The organism is Microlunatus antarcticus (genome assembly GCF_014193425.1).
GTDB classification, from domain to species: domain Bacteria; phylum Actinomycetota; class Actinomycetes; order Propionibacteriales; family Propionibacteriaceae; genus Microlunatus; species Microlunatus antarcticus.
Window position 1 is genome coordinate 129809 of sequence record NZ_JACHZG010000002.1, and the last position, 13845, is coordinate 143653.

The window sequence follows — 13845 nt, forward strand, 5'->3', positions numbered from 1 at the left end:
CGTTCCCGACGAAAGCGCCCCGAATGGACGTCACACCCCTCGCCTGGACCCTGACCATCGTCTTCGTGGTCGGCCTCCTGGTCTTCGACTTCGTGTTCCACGTGCGCAAGGCGCACACCCCCACGCTCTCCGAGGCGGCCCGCTGGTCGGCCGTCTACGTCGGCATCGCCCTGGCCTTCGGGGTCGGCGTGCTGGTGATCGGTGGCACCGAGGCCGGCGGAGAGTACTTCGCCGGCTACATCACCGAGAAGGCGTTGTCGGTCGACAACCTCTTCGTCTTCCTGATCATCATGACCAGCTTCAAGGTCCCCCGCGCCGACCAGCAGAAGGTGCTGCTCTTCGGCATCGTCTTCTCGCTGATCGCGCGGACCGGCTTCATCTTCCTGGGCGCCGCGCTGATCAACAGCTTCGCCTGGGTCTTCTACCTCTTCGGCCTGATCCTGCTCGTCACCGCGGGCAACCTGCTCAAGCCCGAGGGGGAGGACAGCCACGGCGCCGACAACGTCATGATCAGGATCGCGCGCAGGCTGTTCAGCACGTCCGAGCACTACGACGGCGACAAGCTGTTCACGGTCGAGGACGGCAAGCGCGTGATGACGCCGATGCTCCTCGTGATGGCCGCCATCGGTGGCACGGACATCCTCTTCGCGCTCGACTCGATCCCGGCGATCTTCGGGCTCACGCAGAACGTCTTCATCGTCTTCACCGCGACCGCCTTCTCGCTGCTCGGCCTGCGCCAGCTCTACTTCCTGATCGACGGCCTGCTCGACCGCCTGATCTACCTCACGTACGGGCTCGCGGCGATCCTCGCGTTCATAGGCGTGAAGCTGATCCTGCACGCGCTGCACGAGAACACCGTGCCGTTCATCAACGACGGCGAGCACGTGAACGTCTTCGAGATCAGCACCGGGCTGTCGTTGTCGGTCATCCTCGGGGTCCTCGTGGTCACCGTCGTCGCCTCGCTGGTCAGCCCGAAGGGTCGGGCGCAGAACGCCGTCTCCAACGCCCGCCGGCACGCCTCGCAGTACCTCGACACGAACTTCGAGACCGACCCGCAGCTGCGCTCGAAGATCTGGGACAAGCTCGTGGGCGAGGAAGAGACGATGCGGGGGCTGCCCGAGAAGTACCGCGCCCGCATCCGCGAGGAGGACAAGCTCATGCGCCTCCTCGGCGAGGCCCACGCCGAGCACGACGCGTACCTGGCGCAGACCTCCCGCTGACGCAGATCACGAGAGCGCCCCCTGAGCCTGTCGAAGGGCTCAGGGGGCGTTCGCACGTACGCGGGCGGGTCAGCCGCTGACCTCGACCCCCGGCGCGAACGCGACGTAGTTGCTGAAGTCCTTCCCGACCCGCTGCACGGCGCCGTCGATCAGGTGCGGGTAGGCCCAGGCGAGGTCCGGCCGGCGCTTGCCGTCGACGACGACATCGAAGTACTGGCACGGGCCCTTCCACGGGCACGTGTACGGGGTGGGGCTGGGCTCGAGCCGGTCGCTGCCGACGCTGGCCGGGGGGAAGTACCAGTTCCCCTCGATCTTGATCAGGTCCTCCTGCGGTGCCTCGGCGATCACGGTGCCGTCGACGGTGGCCTTCATGCGGTGCTCCTTCGTGGTGCTGCGGACGGACATCCTGCCAGCCATCGTCACCCCTCGTCCCGCGCGCTTGGGCGAGGGGCACGATGAAGCCATGGAACGTCCCACCACCGCCCACCCGCTGCTGATCCTCGCCATGGACCAGCGGGACTCGTTCGCCAAGCTCTTCGGCACCGAGGAGGACGAGGCGACGCCGGAGCAGGTCGAGCGGATGCGGGCGGCGAAGACGCTGGTCTACCGCGGCGTCGCCGCCGTCGCCGACCAGGTCGAGGACGCCCAGATCGGCGTGCTGGTCGACGAGGAGTACGGCCCGGCGGTCCTGGAGCAGGCGCACGCCGACGGTCGGGTGCTGGCGTACCCGGTCGAGAAGAGCGGGCAGCACCTCTTCGACCTCGAGTACGCCGACGCGACGCCCGAGCACATCGCGCGCTGGCAGCCCGACTACGTCAAGGTGCTCGTCCGGATGAACCCGGACGACAGCAGTGCCGACACCCAGGACCAGCTGGGCAAGCTCGCCTCGCTCTCGGCGTCGCTGCACGGATCGGGGCTGCCCTTCCTGCTCGAGCTGCTCGTCCCGGCGTCGGACGCCCAGCTCGCGTCGGTGGGCGGCGACAGCACCGCGTACGACCGTGACGTCCGGCCCGGTCTGGTGGTGCGGGTCATGGAGGCCGTGCAGGCCGCGGGCGTCGAGCCCACGCTGTGGAAGATCGAGGGGCTGGAGACGGCCGAGGCCGCCCGGCGGATCGTGGCCGGGGCCCGGGCCGGCGGTCGCGACGCCGACTGCATCGTTCTCGGCCGCGACGCGCCGCAGGAGAAGCTCGACCACTGGCTGCAGGTCGCGGCGGGGGTGGACGGCTTCGTCGGCTTCGCCATCGGGCGCTCCATCTGGAAGGAGGCGCTCGAGCAGTACCTCCGCGACGCCGACGAAGCCACGTTCCTGGAGACGGTGGGGGCGAACTACCTGCACTACGTCCGGACGTACCTCGCGGCCCGCTGACCTGCCCACGCGGGCAGCAACCCGACCTCGGCGCCCCGACCAGCAGCGCGCGGACCACACGGCCCAAACCACAGCGCGCCGACCACAGGAGTTTCACGTAAACGTGAAAGACCGGTGCTCACCACAGCAGATCTGCCGTGGTGAGCAGGGGAGTTTCACGTCAACGTGAAACTCCTGAGGCGGCCCGGACGCGAGCAGGCCCGAGCCGTGAGGGGGTCAGCCCTGCCAGGTCCAGCTGGAGACGGCGGGGTCGTCCATGCCGTGCTCGCGGGTGTAGGTGCGAGCGCGCAGGCGCGCGTCCTCCATCTCCTGGCGGAGCCCGGCGCACCGCGCGCCCAGCGCAGGAACCCGGTCGATCACGTCCATGACCAGGTGGAAGCGGTCGAGGTCGTTCAGCATGACCATGTCGAACGGCGTGGTCGTCGTGCCGCGTTCCTTGTAGCCACGCACGTGGAACTGGTTGTGGTTGGTGCGGCGGTAGGTCAGGCGGTGCACCAGCCACGGGTAGCCGTGGAAGGCGAAGATGACCGGCTGCGTCGCGGTGAAGAGTGTGTCGAACTCACGGTCGGGCATCCCGTGCGGGTGCTCGGCCTCGGGCAGGAGCCGCATGAGGTCGACGACGTTGACCACGCGCACGCGCAGGTCGGGCAGGCGCTCCCGCAGGATCGACGCGGCGGCCAGCACCTCCAGCGTCGGCACCTCCCCGGCGCTCGCCAGCACCACGTCCGGCAGCGTGCTGACGTCGTCCTTGTTGCTGGCCCACTCCCAGATCCCGGCGCCGCGCGCGCAGTGCAGGGCGGCGTCCTCCACCGACAGGTAGTCGAACTGCGGCTGCTTGCCCGCGACGACGACGTTCACGTAGTGCCGCGACCGCAGGCAGTGGTCGAAGGTCGACAGCAGCGTGTTGGCGTCCGGCGGCAGGTAGATCCGCACCACGGACGGGTCCTTGTTGAGCACCACGTCGAGGAAGCCCGGGTCCTGGTGGGTGAGGCCGTTGTGGTCCTGGCGCCACACGTGCGAGCTGAGCAGGTAGTTCAGGCTCGCGATCGGGCGCCGCCACGGCACCTGCGCGCTGGTCTGCAGCCACTTCGCGTGCTGGTTGAACATCGAGTCGACGATGTGGATGAACGCCTCGTAGCAGGTGAAGGCCCCGTGCCGGCCGCTGAGCAGGTAGCCCTCCAGCAGCCCCTCGCACATGTGCTCGGACAGGACCTCGATCACCCGCCCGGAGCGGTCGAGGCGCTCGTCGAACGGGCCCTCCCCGATCTCCCACTTGCGGCCGGTCACCTCGAGGATGTCCTGGAGCCGGTTGCTGGCCAGCTCGTCGGGCGCCATGGTCAGGAAGTTCGTCGGGTTGTTCTTCGTCACGTCGCGCAGCCAGCCGCCGAGCACCCGCGTGGCCTCGTGCGACTGGACGCCCGGGGCCGGGACGTCGACCCCGTAGTCGCGCCAGTCGGGCAGCTGCAGGTCGCGCAGCATGCCGCCGTTCGCTACCGGGTTGTCGCTCATCCGCCGGGTGCCGGTCGGGGGCAGGGCGAGCAGCTCGGGGACCGGGCGACCCTCGTCGTCGAAGAGCTCCTCGGGCCGGTAGGCCTTCATCCACTGCTCGAGGACGGCGCGGTGCTTGCTGTCGGTGTGCGCGCTGGGGAGCGGCACCTGGTGGGCGCGGAACGTCCCCTCCACGCGCTGGCCGTCGACCTCGGGCGGGCACGTCCAGCCCTTCGGGGTCCGCATGACGATCATGGGCCAGGCCGGGGCCGAGCTGTCCGGACCGAGCTCCGACGGCGCGCTGCGCGCCTGCTGCTGGATGGCCGCGATCTTGTCGAGGCAGGTCTCGAGCGTCTCCGCGAACGCCTGGTGCACGGTGCCCGGGTCGTCGCCGGAGACGATGTGCGGGTCGTAGCCGTAGCCGCGCATCAGCTCGAACAGCTCGGACTCGGGGATGCGCGCGAGGATCGTCGGGTTGGCGATCTTGAACTCGTTGAGGGCCAGGATCGGCAGCACCGCGCCGTCGCGCGCCGGGTCGATGAACTTGGCCGCGTGCCAGCTGCCGGCCAGCGGTCCGGTCTCGGCCTCGCCGTCGCCGACCACGCAGAAGACGGTCAGGTCCGGGCTGTCGAGCGCGGCGCCGTACGCGTGCAGCAGCGAGTAGCCGAGCTCGCCGCCCTCGTGGAACGAGCCGGGGGTCTCGGGCGCGCAGTGGCTCGGGACGCCGCCCGGGAAGGAGAACTGGTGGAAGAACGACTGCATGCCGCGCGCGTCCTGCGGGATGTGGCTGTAGAGCTCGGAGTAGGTGCCCTCGAGCCAGGCGCACGCGTTCGGGCCGGGGCCGCCGTGCCCGGGACCGGCGACGAAGACGGCGTCGAGGTCGCGTTCCTTGATCAGCCGGTTCGCGTGGACGTACGCGAGGTTGAGCCCGGGCACGGTGCCGAAGTGGCCGAGCAGCCGCGGCTTCACGTGCTCGGCCTGCAGCGGCTCGCGCAGCAGGGGGTTGGCCATGAGGTAGATCTGGCCGACCGCGAGGTAGTTCGCGGCCCGCCACCAGGCGTCGACCAGCCGGAGCTCCTCGGGGTCGAGCACCCCCGGTGGCGTGCCCAGCTCGTACGGCGTCGGCGCGATCGTCGGACCACCGCCGGCGTCGTCGAAGTCCGCGGAGGTGTCTCCACCCATGCTGGCCAGCTGTGTCATGTCCACAAGGTAGGGCCGGACCTCCCGACCCCGAAGGCCGCCTACGTGAACCTACGGCGACCGTTCGAAGCGAACGCGCGGTGTGAGGACAGCCGCCGCGACCTCCTCGACGCCCAGGTCGGCCAGGCAGGCCGGGTCGTCCCCGGTGAGCGGGCAGCGCGCCGACCACCAGCACTCCTGCTCGGTGATGGCCAGCGGGCGCCGGACCTCGCAGCCGGGCAGGCCCTGCAGCGACGCCCCGAACCGCGGGTCGAGCCCGTAGCGTCCGACCACGGTGGGACCGAAGAGGCCGACGGCGTACGCACCGACCGCCGTCGCGAGGCGCACCGGCCCGGTGTCCCCGCCGACCACGACCCCGCCGCGCTCGCCGACGACGGCCAGGTGCGCGGCGAGCGCGCGCAGGTCACCGGGCGGGAGGAGGAAGGTTCCGGGGACGGGTGCGCTGCCCGCGACCCCGGCCGTGAGCACAGGCCGGCCCGCCGCCCCGGCCCGGGCAGCGAGCTCGGCCCAGCGCTCGGCCGGCCACTCCTTGACCCGCATCCCGGACCCGGGCACCAGGACGACTGGCGAACTTCTGACGCGGGAACGACCTGTGGTGTCGTCAACCGCCCAGAAGTCTTGCAGCCGGGTGCGCGCTGCGGCTCGCTCTCGCTCGGTGAGGGTGATCACGAGCGGCTCGTCGGCGTACGCGGGGTCCACGAGGCCGTCGGCGGCCAGCAGCCGGAGGAACCGGCGGTCGATCCGCTCGTCGGTGGGCGGGGAGCGCCACAGGTTGGTGACCGCCTGCGGTGCCCGGGCTGCGCAGAGGTCGGCGATGCCGTCGTACGTGGTCGTGGTGACGACGAGGTCGTACGCGCTCCCCGCCGCCTCGGCCGCGTCGAGCTCGGCCTCGACGGCCCGACGGGGAGCGCCGTCGGCGTGGTCGCTCGTGCCGACGACCCGCGCGACGAGCGGGTCGTGGGCCAGCAGCGCGTCGCCGGGCGTGAAGGTGAGGACGGTCAGCTCGGCGGCGGGGTGGCTGCGGGCGAGGGCGTGCACCGCGGGCAGGAGGAGCAGCACGTCGCCGAAGCCGCCGAGCAGCTCGACGACCAGGATCCGCCGGAGCCCCGTCACGTCCCGAGCGCCGAGTCGTAGACGGCGCGGTGCCTCGCCGCGATCGTGGCCCAGCCGCGGCCGGCCGCCAGCGCCTCGCCGCGCCGCGCCACCGTCCCCGCGAGCGCCGGGTCGTCGAGCAGGCGCCGGACCGCCGCGGCGATCGCCGCCGGGTCGCGCCGTGCGGCGACGTCGAGGACCGTGACGCCGTCGACCAGCGCGGGGTCGCGGGTGTCGGCGACGGTGGCGAGCACGGGTGCTCCGTGCTCCAGCGCGGCCAGCAGCGACCCGCTCTTGGTGGTCACGCCCGCCGTGAACGGCAGCACCACGGCGTCGGCCGCGGACAGCAGCTCCGACACGGCGGAGCCGTCGACCCAGCCGGTCAGCCGTACGCGGTCGCCGACCCCGCGGTCCGCGATGCGCTGCTCGACCTCCGCGCGGAACGACCGCGCCTCGGCGCCCGGCAGCGCGAGCGAGGCGAAGCCGCCCGCCACCTCCACGTGCACGTCGACCCCCGCGTCGCGCAGCAGGGCGGTCGCGTCGACGAGCTCACGCACACCCTTGACCGGGTGCACGAAGCCGAAGAACACCAGCAGCGGCACCCCGTCGGCCAGACCGAGCCGGCCCCGTACGCGGTCCCGCACCCGAGCCCGGGCGGCGGCGGCGTCGGGCGCCGGACCGGGGACGTTCGGGCCGATGGGGATCAGGGTCGGCTCGCGGTGCAGCCGGCTCCGCACCAGGCTCGCGTGACCCTCGTTCGTCACGACCAGCGCCCGGCTCCGCGGCCCGAGGAGCCCGCTCTCCCGGTCGCGGCGACCGCCACGTTCCAGGGTCGGCCACACCCGCGGCGGAACCCACGCGGGCCAGGCCCACCCGCCGTACTCGTGGAGCGTCGTGACGACCGGCGTCCGCAGGAACGCGGGCAGCGCGCCGACCGCACCCGACCACCCGTACGCGGAGGGGGCCCACTGCACGTGCACGAGGTCGACGCCCAGGCCGTCGAGCGCGCGGGCGGCGCGGTGGACGTTCCGCGCGGACCAGTCCGGCGTGACCGGGAACGCCTCCGTGGCCGCGGAGCCGGGCTCGGCGACGCGTGCGGCCACGACGACGTCGGTCGCCGGGTCGGCGGCCCGGAGCTCGGTGGCCAGGCGGCGGACGTAGTCGGCCACGCCGTCGCGCTCGGGCGCGTAGGTCCCGCAGACCAGGGCGACGCGCACCGTGCTCCCTCCGCCGACGACCCGGCGCCCAGGAACGGGTGCCGTCGGCGTGCCACGATCTGCGACGTGCCGGCCCCCGATCCTGCCTCGTCCACGAGCCGGACGACGGGAACCTCGCTGCTGCGGGGCGCCGTCCCGCACCGCGACGACCTCGACGTGCTCATCCCCACGCGCGACCGGGCCGCCGCCCTCGCGGTCACGCTGGCCGGCCTGCTGTCGCAGGACCTCACCGCCCGGCTCGTGCTGGCGGACCAGACGCCGGGCTCGAGCTCGGTCGAGCAGCCCGAGATCGCGAGCCTGCTGTCGGTGATGCGGCTGCGCGGCTGGGAGGTCGAGGTCGACCACCGGCAGGAGCCGGGGCGCGGGGTCACCGAGCAGCGCCAGCACCTCCTCGACCGGGCCCGCCGCACCTACCTGCTGATGCTCGACGACGACGTCCTGCTCGAACGCTGGGTGCTGCGCCAGCTGATCGAGGCGATGGACGTGCTCGGGTGCGGGTTCGTCGGCATGGCCCACGCCGCGGCGTCCTACCTCGACGACGTCCGGCCGGCCGAGCTAGAGACGTTCGAGCTGTGGCCGGGCGGGCAGGTCGAGCCCGAGCGGGTCCGCAAGGGCGACCCGGGCTGGGAGCGCTGGCGGCTGCACAACGCCGCGAACGTGCAGCACCTGCTCGACCGCCTCCCGCCCGGCGCGCTCGACGCCCGGGGGTGGGCCGCGTACAAGGTCGCCTGGGTCGCCGGGTGCGTGCTGTTCCGGAGCGACGCGCTGCGCGAGGTCGGCGGCTACGGCTTCTGGGCCGACCTGCCCCACAACCTCCGCGGCGAGGACGTCGTGACCCAGCTCCAGGTCGCGGAACGGTTCGGCGGCGCCGGCCTGCTGCCGTCGGGGGCCTGGCACCTGGAGCTGCCGACGTCCATCGAGGACCGCGGCGTCGACGCGTACGCGGCCGTGCTCGAGGACTGAGCCCGCTCGGGCGCACGACTAGCCTGGCGCCCCGCTCCACACCGAGGAGGACGCACGGTGCTCGAGGCCCTCTCGCCCCAGCGACGTCGACTCGTGCTCGGCGTGCTCGCCGTCGTGGCCCTGCTCGTGCTGGCGCTCGTGGTCACGCTGGTCGTCCGGGCGGTGACCCGCGACGGGCCGGTTCCGCAGGACCGGCCGGGACCGGTGCTGCTGGTGCCCGGTTACGGCGGACGTACGGCGTCCCTCGACCCGCTCGCCGCCGTCCTCCGCTCCGAGGGGCGCGCGGTCACGGTCGTGGACCTCGTCGGGGACGGCACGGGGGACCTGGACGCGCAGGCCGACCACCTGGCCGACGTGGCCGACGGGGTGCTGCGGACGAGCGGCGCACCCTCGGTCGACGTCGTCGGCTACTCCGCCGGCGGGGTCGTCGTGCGGCTGTGGGTCCGCGACCACGGCGGTGCCGCCCAGGCGCGCCGGGTGCTGACCCTCGGGTCGCCGCAGCACGGGACGAGCGTGGCCGCGCTCGGGGCCGAGGTCGCCGGTGGCTGCCCCACCGCCTGCGAGCAGCTCCTGCCCGACAGCCCGCTGCTCCGCCGCCTCAACGCGGGCGACGAGACGCCGTCCGGGCCGGAGTGGGCGACGGTCCGGTCGAGCGCCGACCAGGTCGTCACGCCCACCGCGTCGGCGGCGCTCGACGGCGCGCTCAACGTGGTCGTGCAGGACAACTGCCCGGACGCGACGACGTCGCACTACGAGCTGCCCGCCGACCCCGTCGTGGCCGCAACCCTGCGCTCCACCCTCGGCGCCGGGCCGATGGCGTCGCCGGGTGCCGCGTGCTGAGTTGCACCGCGGCGCCGGTTTCCTGACCCTCGTCGGGCCAGAACCACGCTCGAGGCCGCATCCTCGGCGACGAGCGTCAGAAAACCGGCGTGAGCGCGAACCTGCTAATCGTCCACGTCGGAGGTGGCGAAGTTCGCCCAGGCGGCGAGGCCGAAGACGACCAGGTAGCCGAGCTGGACGAGCGTCCCGCGCACCACGTCGCCCCACAGGACCGGGTCGCGGAACAGGTCGACGAAGGCGAGCCAGTAGCGCGTCGGCAGGAAGGGGTGCAGGCCCTGCGCCGCGTCGAGGCCGAGCAGGACGGTCGAGCCGATGAGGACGCCGACCGTGCCGAGGGCGGCGCCGATCGAGGAGCTGCTCACCGTCGACAGGAACAGCGCCACCGCGGCCACGCCGAGCATGCAGACGACCATGTACGCGAGCGCGAGCGCCGTGCGCCAGGCCAGCTGGGTCGGGGTGAGGGTGGAACCGCTGAGGCTGACCGTCCCCGCGGCGGGGGCCGTGCCGAGCAGCAGCCGTCCCTCGACGTACGCGACGACGGCGACCACGATCACCGCCAGGATCACGAAGGCCACGACGGTCACGAGCTTGGCCACCAGCAGCCGTAGCCGGCTGGCCGGGCGGACGAGCAGGTAGCGCAGCGTCCCGGACTGGACCTCGCCGGCCACGGCGTCGCCGCCGAGCACCGAGACCGCGATCGGCAGGAACAGCGGGAGCACGACCCCGAGGGCCGCGAGCGGGAAGAGCGTGCCGTCGCTCAGCACCGCGGACAGGAACGGCGGCCCCTCGCCCGGCCCCGGCGCGATGTCGGTGACGGCGAGCAGGATCGCGACCAGCGTCGGCAGGGCGACGAGCATGCCCAGGATCACCCAGGTGCGCGGCCGCAGGACGAGCTTGACCAGCTCGACCCTGATCACGTCAGCACCTCGACCCGGTCACGCCGTGGAGCCGGTTCGACGTGGCTCGCCTCGAGCACCACCTGCTCCAGGTCGCGCTCGTACGGGCCCAGCCGCGCGACGCGGACGCCCGCACCGACCAGGTGCCGGTTGAGCCCGGCGGCGTCGTCGGCGCGCACGAGCAGCCGTTCCCCGTCGACGTCGACGACGGCGTCGCCGAGCAGCATCGTCGCGGCGCGCGCGTCCGGGCTGTGCACCGCGACCAGCCCGGTCGGGCGGAGCAGGGTGTCGAGGCGTTCCTGCAGGACCAGCCGACCCCGGTCGAGCACACCGACCGTGGTGCACATCTGCTCGATCTCGGCGAGCAGGTGGCTGGAGAGGAAGATCGTCGTGCCGGCGGCGTTCAGCGCGAGGAGCAGCGTGCGGATCTCGCTGATGCCCTGCGGGTCCAGCCCGTTCGTGGGCTCGTCCAGCACGAGCAGCCGTGGTCGCCGCATCAGCGCCGACGCGAGCCCGAGCCGCTGCCGCATGCCCAGCGAGTACGCCTTCACCGGCCGCCGGTCGCCCGGGTCGAGGCCGACCTGCTCGAGCACCTCGTCGATGCGCCGGCGGCGCTGCGCCCGCGGCAGCGCGTCCGGTCCCGCGGCGTCGAGCAGGGACAGGTTGAGCCGGCCGGACAGGTGGTCGTACGCCCCCGGCCCCTCGACCAGCGCGCCCACCTGCGGGAGCACGGTCGAGCGCGCCTCCGGCATCGGCAGGCCGAGCACCTCGACCTCGCCGCCGGTCGGCAGGACGAGCCCGAGCAGCATCCGCACGGTCGTGGTCTTGCCCGACCCGTTGGCGCCGAGGAAGCCGTAGACGTCGCCCTCGGCGACCTCCAGGTCGACCGCGTCGACGGCCCGCAGCTCGCCGTAGCGCTTGGTCAGCGCGCGGGTCCTGATCACCGGCTGGTCGCTCATGCGCCCTCCTGGAGCTGCGCGGCCGCAGCGGTCAACGTCTCGGGGGTCACGGTCCCGGCCAGCAGGAAGCCGCCCCCGCGCCCGGGCAGGCGCGTGAGCAGGACGCTGATGGGACCGACCGGCGCCAGGGTCCCGGCGGCGGTCTGCGTGGCCGCGGCGTTGCGGCCGAGCTGGTCGCGCAACGGGCGCGCGACGTTCCCGCGCAGCGGGAAGACGATCATGGTCGTGGGCCCACGCCCGTAGACGCCGACGGCCCCCGGGTCCTGGCCGTCGCGGGTGGCGAGCCCGGCGACCGTGGCCGGCAGGTCGACCTGCTCGAGCGCGTTGGCGGCGGCGGCCACGTCCGTGGACTCCTCGTACGCCAGCGTCACGCCCTCGGGCGCGCGGAACCGGACGTCCGCCGGGTCCGGGGCCGCCAGCGTGACCTCGGTGAAGGCGGTGGTGAGGGCGGGCACAGCGGCACCCGCCCCGTAGAGGTCGACCCGCAGCGGCAGGCCGGTGACGGGGTCGGCCCACAGGTCGACGTGGTCGACCGTGCTCGCGGCGTCCGCCGGGGTCAGGCGGAGACCGGCGGCGTCCACCCCGGCGACGCGCTCGGGAGCGATCACGCTCACCTCGTCGGCACGCGCACCCTGGAACAGGTCGCGCCCCAGCGTCGCGGGCAGGACGTCGACGGCGTCCGGCAGCCGGATGGTCGAGACCGGGGAGAACGTCGCGCGCTCGGACTCGAAGATCCAGCGGACCTGGCCGCCCCCGTCGCGGAACGTGTCCGTCTCGCCCGTGCTGCGGATCCGGTCGACCCGCCAGCTGCGCGGCCCGCGCCACCACGCCCGCAGCTCCACCTGCTGGCCGAGGAGCTGACCCAGCGTCGCGAAGGAGTCGTTGTCGGGCAGCTGCAGCGACCCGCGGCTCTGCGCCCGGCCCGACCAGCCGACCGACCCGGAGTCCTGGATCCTGGCGACGAGCTCGGCGGCCTGGGGCTGGGCCACGGCACCGGGGGCGCGGTGCCGCACGGCGACCGGGACGCCCACGAGGAGCACGGCGGCCAGCACCACCACGAGCCAGCGCCTCACGACGGCCACGGTACGTGGGGAGCCCTAGCGCGGGGCGGTCCGCGCACCCCACGTACGCCGGGCCTCGACGCCTCCGCCTGAACGTCTCCTGGACGTTCCCGGAGAGGAGTTTGAGAGCGTTCACACCCACCCGGGTCGCCTCGCACCGGCCCGACCGCAAGCGCTTACAGTTCGAGGCGTGCAGGTCCACGTCGAGACCGAGGTCGGCGGTGCGGACCTCGAGATCCTGCACCCGCTCTACCTCCGTGCCTTCGCCCCGCTCGTCACCCGCGCCGCCGCCCGGCACGTCCTCACCCGGGACGAGTTCGACGGCGAGATGGCGGACCCGCGGATCCTCAAGCTGCTCGTCCGCGACGACGACGGCGTCCCGGTCGGCCTCACCACGCTGACCCGCGACCTCACGGCGGTCCCCTGGGTCAACCCGTCGTACTTCTGGACGCGCTTCCCCGACGCGGCCGGGCGGGACGCGCTGTTCTACCTGGGCTACACGCTGGTCGACCCCGAGCGTCGCCGTTCGCAGGCGCTGCTGCTGATGGCCTCCGAGGTCAAGCACCAGCTCGAGTCGACCCGCGGCGTGGTCGGCTTCGACACCTGCGCGTACAACGACGAGCACGGCGTCGGCCGCTGGACGGGCTGGCTGTTCGGTCCGAGGAGCACCGTCGCGTCGCTCGACACGCAGACCTACAGCGTCGCGGACTACCGGCACGGGCGGCTGCCGACCGAGCCCGTCGCCTCGCCGCAGGTGGCCGTCGACGACCTGCGCCTCGTCTCCCTCGCGGAACGTCCCGACCTCGTCGAGGAGATCGGTGCCCTGCTCCTCTCGCGGTGGCCCGTGTTCATGCTCGCCGGCCACCCCGGGCACGACGAGGAGCTCGAGGAGCTGCTGCAGAGCTTTCCCGAGCACCAGGTGCTGGCGCTCGACGCCGAGGACCGCGTACGGGGCGTGGCGTCCTCGCTGCCGCTCGACTGGGACGGGACGGCGGCTGACCTGCCGTCGGGCTGGGACGGCGCCGTGAGCCGGGCGGCCGCGCTGCGCCGTTCCGGTCGGCCGGCGAACGCGGCGTCGGCCCTGTCGATCACGGTCGCCCCCGACGCGGCCCGACGCGGCCTCGCGGTCCGCTTCATCGAGGCCCTGCGGGAGGCGACCGCCCGGGCCGGCGGTCGGGCGCTCATCGCCCCCGTCCGGCCCGTGCTCAAGGAGCGCTACCCGCTCGTGGCCATGGAGGAGTTCCTGACCTGGCGGACCCCGGAGGGCGAGCCGTTCGACCCCTGGGTGCGCACGCACCTGCGCCTGGGGGCACGGATGCTCGGCGTCGCCCCGGTGTCGATGACGATCACCGGCACGGTCGAGGACTGGCGGACGTGGGTCGAGGACCCGCTGCCCGGGCCGGGGACGTACGTCGTGCCCGGGGCCCTCGCCCCGCTCGTCGTGGCCGACGGGACCGGCACCTACCTCGAGCCCAACGTCTGGCTCGTCCACGACGTGGAGCCCCACCGCTCCTGAGCCTGCGGGTCCTGAGCCCTGCGGGTC

General features: G+C 73.4%; 12 protein-coding genes. 5 read left to right on the forward strand and 7 right to left on the reverse strand.

Features of this window, described 5'->3' with window-relative positions:
* Positions 1–23 precede the first annotated feature (23 nt).
* Positions 24–1220, forward strand: coding sequence for a TerC family protein (locus tag FHX39_RS18505; protein ID WP_183341932.1), 1197 nt, complete (start codon positions 24–26; stop codon positions 1218–1220).
* A 69-nt stretch (positions 1221–1289) separates the two neighbouring features.
* Here FHX39_RS18505 and FHX39_RS18510 read toward each other — a convergent pair whose 3' ends face one another.
* Entirely contained in the window at positions 1290–1592 is a 303-nt protein-coding gene (locus tag FHX39_RS18510) for a DUF427 domain-containing protein (RefSeq protein WP_183341934.1), read from the reverse strand.
* Between the two features lie 91 nt (positions 1593–1683).
* Between FHX39_RS18510 and FHX39_RS18515 the strand changes: the two genes are divergently transcribed.
* The gene (locus FHX39_RS18515; protein WP_183341936.1) at positions 1684–2586 is read left to right on the forward strand and encodes a 2-deoxy-5-keto-D-gluconate 6-phosphate aldolase domain-containing protein; all 903 of its coding nucleotides are present in this window, start codon (positions 1684–1686) and stop codon (positions 2584–2586) included.
* A 216-nt stretch (positions 2587–2802) separates the two neighbouring features.
* On the opposite strand, the gene FHX39_RS18520 is transcribed toward FHX39_RS18515, so the two are convergent.
* Genes FHX39_RS18520 through FHX39_RS18530 form a run of 3 tightly spaced genes read right to left on the reverse strand, consistent with a single transcriptional unit; the run spans position 2803 to position 7583 of the window.
* Positions 2803–5274 (reverse strand): phosphoketolase family protein, encoded by a 2472-nt coding sequence (locus FHX39_RS18520; RefSeq protein ID WP_183341939.1) that lies wholly within the window; start codon positions 5272–5274, stop codon positions 2803–2805.
* Positions 5275–5325: 51 nt separating this feature from the next.
* Complete coding sequence (locus tag FHX39_RS22325; protein ID WP_183341941.1) at positions 5326–6387, reverse strand: glycosyltransferase family 9 protein; 1062 nt, start codon at positions 6385–6387, stop codon at positions 5326–5328.
* On the reverse strand, positions 6384–7583 hold the full coding sequence (locus tag FHX39_RS18530; protein WP_183341943.1) for a glycosyltransferase: 1200 nt from the start codon (positions 7581–7583) through the stop codon (positions 6384–6386). The genes FHX39_RS22325 and FHX39_RS18530 overlap by 4 nt, the downstream gene beginning before the upstream one ends.
* A 66-nt stretch (positions 7584–7649) precedes the next feature.
* Between FHX39_RS18530 and FHX39_RS18535 the strand changes: the two genes are divergently transcribed.
* Together FHX39_RS18535 and FHX39_RS18540 are read left to right on the forward strand one after the other, a co-directional pair.
* Positions 7650–8546, forward strand: coding sequence for a glycosyltransferase (locus FHX39_RS18535; RefSeq protein WP_183341945.1), 897 nt, complete (start codon positions 7650–7652; stop codon positions 8544–8546).
* 57 nt (positions 8547–8603) lie between these two features.
* A complete protein-coding gene (locus FHX39_RS18540; RefSeq protein ID WP_183341947.1) occupies positions 8604–9386 on the forward strand; it encodes a lipase family alpha/beta hydrolase in 783 nt (260 codons plus the stop codon).
* Positions 9387–9490: 104 nt separating this feature from the next.
* Here the strand turns inward: FHX39_RS18540 and FHX39_RS18545 are convergent, their stop codons facing one another.
* From FHX39_RS18545 to FHX39_RS22330, 3 genes are read right to left on the reverse strand one after another with little or no spacing between them, the layout of a single operon-like run.
* Complete coding sequence (locus tag FHX39_RS18545) at positions 9491–10303, reverse strand: ABC transporter permease (protein WP_183341949.1); 813 nt, start codon at positions 10301–10303, stop codon at positions 9491–9493.
* On the reverse strand, positions 10300–11241 hold the full coding sequence (locus FHX39_RS18550) for an ABC transporter ATP-binding protein (RefSeq protein ID WP_198424018.1): 942 nt from the start codon (positions 11239–11241) through the stop codon (positions 10300–10302). Before FHX39_RS18550 ends, FHX39_RS18545 begins: the two co-directional genes overlap by 4 nt.
* Complete coding sequence (locus FHX39_RS22330) at positions 11238–12314, reverse strand: sigma-E factor regulatory protein RseB domain-containing protein (RefSeq protein WP_183341951.1); 1077 nt, start codon at positions 12312–12314, stop codon at positions 11238–11240. Before FHX39_RS22330 ends, FHX39_RS18550 begins: the two co-directional genes overlap by 4 nt.
* 178 nt (positions 12315–12492) lie before the next feature.
* Here FHX39_RS22330 and FHX39_RS18560 point away from each other — a divergent pair, with 178 nt between their 5' ends.
* Positions 12493–13818, forward strand: a complete 1326-nt coding sequence (locus FHX39_RS18560) for a hypothetical protein (RefSeq protein WP_183341953.1) — start codon at positions 12493–12495, stop codon at positions 13816–13818.
* Positions 13819–13845: the final 27 nt, after the last annotated feature.

What these genes read in the sequence shown, in the direction of transcription:
- FHX39_RS18505 (WP_183341932.1), top strand. Translation starts at nt 24, where the DNA reads ATGGACGTCACACCCCTCGCCTGGACCCTGACCATCGTCTTCGTGGTC.
- FHX39_RS18520 (WP_183341939.1), bottom strand. Translation starts at nt 5,274, where the DNA reads ATGACACAGCTGGCCAGCATGGGTGGAGACACCTCCGCGGACTTCGAC.
- FHX39_RS18510 (WP_183341934.1), bottom strand. Translation starts at nt 1,592, where the DNA reads ATGAAGGCCACCGTCGACGGCACCGTGATCGCCGAGGCACCGCAGGAG.
- FHX39_RS18550 (WP_198424018.1), bottom strand. Translation starts at nt 11,241, where the DNA reads ATGAGCGACCAGCCGGTGATCAGGACCCGCGCGCTGACCAAGCGCTAC.
- FHX39_RS18515 (WP_183341936.1), top strand. Translation starts at nt 1,684, where the DNA reads ATGGAACGTCCCACCACCGCCCACCCGCTGCTGATCCTCGCCATGGAC.